The sequence below is a fragment of the Bacteroidota bacterium genome (assembly GCA_037133915.1).
GTDB lineage: Bacteria > Bacteroidota > Bacteroidia > Bacteroidales > CAIWKO01 > JBAXND01.
This window is the reverse complement of sequence record JBAXND010000030.1, coordinates 43,506-49,505: the sequence shown is the minus strand read 5'-3', so window position 1 is coordinate 49,505 and position 6,000 is coordinate 43,506. Positions and strand designations below refer to the sequence as shown.

Below are 6,000 nucleotides of genomic sequence, written 5' to 3'. Positions count from 1 at the left end.
GTCTGACCTTAGCTGAAACACATGCTATCGCATGCTTCGGCGGAACAGCTACCGTGACAGCAACTGCTACCGGTGGAAACGGTGTATTCACATATACTATTGACGGCATAGCTGCCACATCAAACGTATTCACAGTAACAGCTGGTTTACATACTGTAGTTGTAACTGACGGAAACGGTTGCTCGGCAACTGCCACAATCACCATCAACCAGAACAACGCTGTTGGTCTGACCTTAGCTGAAACACATGCTATCGCATGCTTCGGCGGAACAGCTACCGTGACAGCAACTGCTACCGGTGGAAACGGTGTATTCACATATACTATTGACGGCATAGCTGCCACATCAAACGTATTCACAGTAACAGCAGGTATACATACTGTAGTTGTAACTGACGGAAACGGTTGCTCGGCAACTGCTACAATCACCATCAACCAGGCAGCACAGCTTGTTGTGGCTATTACGCCTCAGGTTCCAGTGTGTAATAACGGAACTGCAACTATTACAGCAACTGTTAGTGGTGGAATTCCGCCATATTCCTACACAGTTAATGGAATAGCTTACAATTCAAATACATTTAATCTGCAGTCGGGTTCTTATACAATTATTGCAACTGATGCTAATGGTTGTACAGGAACTGGTACCGTTGCCTTCACCTGTGTTAACAATTGTCAGTTTACAACATTCACTCAGGGTGGATATGGTGCAACTCCTCATGGAAACAACCCCGGAGTATATGTACACAGCAATTTCAGCGGTGCTTTCCCGAGTGGTTTAGCAATTGGCTGCAACAGCAAACTCAAGCTCACAACTGCACAGGCTGTCACAGACTTCCTGCCTTCAGGTTCAACACCTGCAACCTTACCGGCCGGAACCTTAATCAATCCTGGTGGCACATACAACAACGTACTTGCCGGACAGCTTGTAGCTGCCATGCTTTCAGTTGGATTTGATATGTATGATCCTAACTTCTCACCGTCATCACAAAATCTTGGCAGCCTAACCATCTCAACAGGTACATTTACAGGATGGACAGCAGCACAGCTTATTGACAGTGCAAACCATTTCATTGGTGGCTGCGGCTCAGCTTATTCTGCATCACAGTATAATGCTGCTCTGACTGCCTTTAATGAGAACTTTGATAACGGTATTGTTAATAATGGATACTTGAACTGTCCTGATTATTGTCAGCTGCATCCTGTCAGCCTTACACTGGCTGTTACAACACCGGTAAACTGTAATGGAAGCAATGCAACTGTTACAGCCACAGCAACCGGCGGTAGTGCACCTTATCAATACAGTACAAACGGAACAAACTGGAGTACATCAAGCACATTCAGTCTCGCAGCCGGAACATATACAATATATGTGAAAGATGCTCAGGGTTGTACAAAAACAGCGACCATTACAGTCGTTCCTGCGGCATCTATCAGTCTTGCTCTCACAATTACACAGCCTATACTTTGCAGTGGTGGTACAGGTACTATCAAAGCAGTAGCAACGGGTGGCAATGGCTCATATATGTACAGTCTGAATGGCACCACATGGGGAATCAACAATATCTTTAACCTCCCTGCAGGCACTTACACTATCTATGCAAAATCAGGCAGCTGTACAACCAGCTCGCAGATAACCATAGATGAATCACAGGCGCTCCACATTACTATAGCAGTCATTACACCGATTGCATGTAATGGTGGTACAGCAACTGTTAAAGTAACTGCTACCGGCGGAATGGGTAATTACCAGTACAGTTCTAACGGAACAACATGGACGTCAAACAACGTATTCACTGTTCCTGCCGGAACTTATACGTTCTGGGCAAAGCATTGCACAAGCTATAAGTGCCAGACATGCAGCTGCCCGACCTCCTCTACTATTATAATCGCACAGCCTGCGGCTCTTAACCTCACAGCAGCAATCACTCCGATTGCATGTAATGGTGGATCTGCAACTATTACAGCTACCGCAACCGGTGGAACAGCTCCTTATCAGTTCAGCATCAACGGAACAACCTGGACTTCCAGCAATACATTTATTGTTGGCACAGGAAACTATACAGTTTATGTAAAGGATGCTAACGGCTGCACCAAGTCAAGCTGTATTCAGGTTACTCAGCCTGCTGCATTGAACCTCACGGCAGCAGTTACCACTCCGACAAACTGCAATGGCACCAACGCAACGGTAACTGCCACAGTAACCGGCGGAACTGCACCTTACCAGTACAGCACCAATGGAACAAGCTGGGCTTCGGCGAATACCTTCAGCCTTGCTGCCGGAACTTATACTATCTATGTTAAAGATGCAGCAGGTTGCACAAAGACCGCAACCGTTACTGTAGCTCCTGCAGCTTCAGTTAATCTTGCTCTGACCATCACCCAACCGATACTTTGCAGTGGAGGAACAGCAACTGTTAAAGCAGTAGCTACCGGTGGGAATGGCTCATACCAGTACAGCCTGAACGGCACCTCATGGGGCATCAACAATATTTTCAGCCTCCCGGCAGGTACTTACACTATTTATGCTAAATCAGGCAGCTGCACAACCAGCTCGCAGATTATCATAGATGAGTCACAGGCACTGCATATTTCTATAGCAGTAACTAATCCTATTGCCTGTAATGGCGGTACAGCCACAGTTACAGTTACAGCAACAGGTGGCATGGGTAATTATCAGTACAGCTCAAACGGTACAACATGGACAACAAACAACGTGTTCACATTACCGGCAGGCACTTATACACTTTGGGCAAGACATTGCACAAGTTATAAATGCCAGACCTGCACCTGCCCGACATCCGAAACTATAACCATTACACAGCCTGCAGCCATCAGTCTTACAACAGCCATCACAACACCGATTGCATGTAATGGCGGAAACGCTGCAGTTACAGCAACTGCAACCGGCGGAACAGCTCCTTACCAATACAGTATGAACGGAACAAACTGGAGTACCAACAATACTTTCAGCCTTGCTGCCGGTACCTATAATATTAAGGTTAAAGATGCTAATGGTTGTATGCAGTCATCATACATTACAATATCACAGCCTGCTGTAATCGGACTTTCACTTTCGGTAACCACTGCAATTACCTGCAACGGCGGAAGCGCTACTTTAACTGCAAGTGTCAGCGGTGGAACAGCACCATACCAATACAGCACCAATGGTACAAACTGGAGTTCAGCAAACACATTCTCACTTACAGCCGGAACATATACAATCTATGTTAAGGATGCAGGCGGATGCACCAAGAATTCCACGATAACCATTACACAGCCTGCTCCGATCAGCCTCAGCCTTGCGGTAACCACTCCGATACTTTGCGGTGGCGGTTCAGGTATTGTGACAGCTACAGCTACAGGTGGTTTAGCACCTTACAAATTCAGCCTTAATGGAACAACATGGACTACGAACAACACATTCAGCCTGACAGCCGGCACATATACAATTTATGTTAAGGATGCCAACAACTGTGTGAACAGTGGTCAGATTACCGTAACCCAGTCACAGGCGCTTAACGTCACCGCAGCTATTGTCACCCCGATATCATGCTACGGTGGTTATGCAAGTGTAAAAGTTACCGCAACCGGTGGTATGGGTAATTTCCAATACAGCCAGAACGGAACTACATGGGTTACTTCAAACATATTCTCACTGCCGGCAGGAACCTATACCCTTTGGGCAAGAACCTGCACCAGTGCGAAATGTCTGACCTGCAGCTGCCCGACATCCGTAACGATTACTATTACACAACCTGCAGCTGTGAATCTTGCGCTTGGCATTACAACACCTATCGCCTGCAACGGCGGCATGGCAACAGTAACTGCTACAGCTACCGGCGGAACAGCTCCTTACCAGTTCCGTTTGAACAGCGGCGCATGGGGTTCTGCAAATACCTTCAGTCTTGCTCCGGGTTCTTATACAATCTCGGTTAAAGATGCAAACGGTTGTGCAAAAACAGCCACCATTGCTATAACTCAGCCAGCTGCTCTTACAGCAATGACCGCAGTTGTTGGAACCAATGTTGACCTCACGGTAGGTGGCGGAACAGCTCCTTATACTTATCACTGGTCAAACGGCGCTACCACTCAGGATCTGACCGGTGTACCGGGAGGAACTTATTCTGTAGTTGTAACCGATGCCAACGGATGTACCGTAACTGCAACAGCAATCGTTGTTACATGTCCTTATGAAGTTGGTGATATGACTGCAAGTTGTGATGATCCGAACCTGCCGACTATCTGCGTGCCTTTGATTGCAGTGAACCCGCCGACACCCGGAACCATTGGTATGGACTATTGCATGACTTACGATCCTCAATTGATGACACCGACCGGTCAGGTAACTTTAGGTCCTGTTGTTCTGAACGGCTCACAGTACGCCAACTATTACATCAACGCTTCAACTATTCCGGGAACAGTTTGTGTAAGCATTTATTACACAAGTCAGGCACAGTATGGTGCACAATTCCAGGGAACAGGCGAAGTTGCATGCATAGGGTTTGTTCTTTCAGGAAATTATCCTGCAGGAACAACAGCGAACTTCTCAGTTGATACTACACTTGAAAGCTATGTTACTTCAACAGCATGGAAATGCGTTGATGACGGCTCATTCAATGTGACAAGTGATAATACACTGGAAGGCAGAATTATTCTGCATAACATTGACAGCAAACCATTGCGTTATGATGTAGCTCACCCGACCAACTATCTTGTGACCAACATCAGCGGAACAAACGGAAGCTGTGCAATGCAGCATGCCAATGTAAATGTTCCTGACGTGAACGGCAACTTCCTTTACAACATCGTCAACGGCACATCGGTTCAGCTTTCAAGGGACATCCCGAACAACAGCTGCCCGAGTGTTATGAATGTTATCAATGGCAATGACTGCTACTTCACAAGCATGGTGACCACGATGAACAACACATGGACACCGAATGCTTACCAGATTATTGCCATGGATGTGAACATGGACGGCGTTGTTTCAGCCGGTGACATCACACTGATGCAGAACAGAACTGTTCTCAGTATTTGTGAATTCCCACAGGCATGGAACTATCCGAATCCGATTAAGCCTTCAAAAGACTGGTTATTTGTAGATAATCATACAGTAACAACCAGCCCGGCTTATGTTATCAGCAGCTCCTACCCGATGAACGACGGACACGGATATTCAAGATACAGAGTTCCGGCAACTCCGACCTGTATGCCTGCGCCTGTTATCAACAACGGTTACTGCAGTATGGTTGACTCTGTACTTTACCACGCCATACTTCTCGGTGACGTTGACGCAAACTGGAACGGTAATACCACTCCTGTTGTGCTGAAATCAGAAAAAGACAAACTTGTTATTGATCTGAGTGCAGCAACAACTGATGGCAACAGCATGTACATTCCCGTAACGGTTGAATCTGCTGATAATGTTACCGCTGTTGACTTTGATATGGACTATAACCAGTCTGTACTCACATTCAACACCATTCGCAATGCAAACAATGAGATGAGCCCGGTATTCAATAATCTGAATAACGACAGGCTGATGTTCACTTCCTACAGTATGAATGCAGCCGGTTCTAAATTCAGCACTGCACCGTTTATTGTTCAGTTCACATCATCAAATAACGTAATCACATCGGCCGACCTTGGTACTATCAGCGCATACATCAACGGTCAGGCTGTTATTACCGAAGTTCGCGGAACAGCAAATGTTCAAACCGCTGCTGTTGCCGATATCAAACCGGTAACACCGAATGTGATTATCTATCCGAACCCAATCTCTGAAGAAATGACCGTTCTTTATACCGACGGCATCAATCGGATTGAAGTTTATGATGTAACAGGAAAACTGCTGCTTCAAACGAATTATGACAAACTCCAGAAAGTTGAATTAGACGTTACAACACTTGCACATGGCATTTATGCTGTCAAGATTAACGGAAACATTATCCGCACCGTTGTAAAATAAATTTCAACAGTTCCTATAAAAGAGGCAGCCTTTT

General features: G+C 46.0%; 1 protein-coding gene. It reads left to right on the top strand.

From position 1 onward, the window contains the following. Positions 1-53 precede the first annotated feature (53 nt). Complete coding sequence (locus WCM76_10975; GenBank protein MEI6766156.1) at positions 54-5,966, top strand: T9SS type A sorting domain-containing protein; 5,913 nt, start codon at positions 54-56, stop codon at positions 5,964-5,966. Positions 5,967-6,000 lie beyond the last annotated feature (34 nt).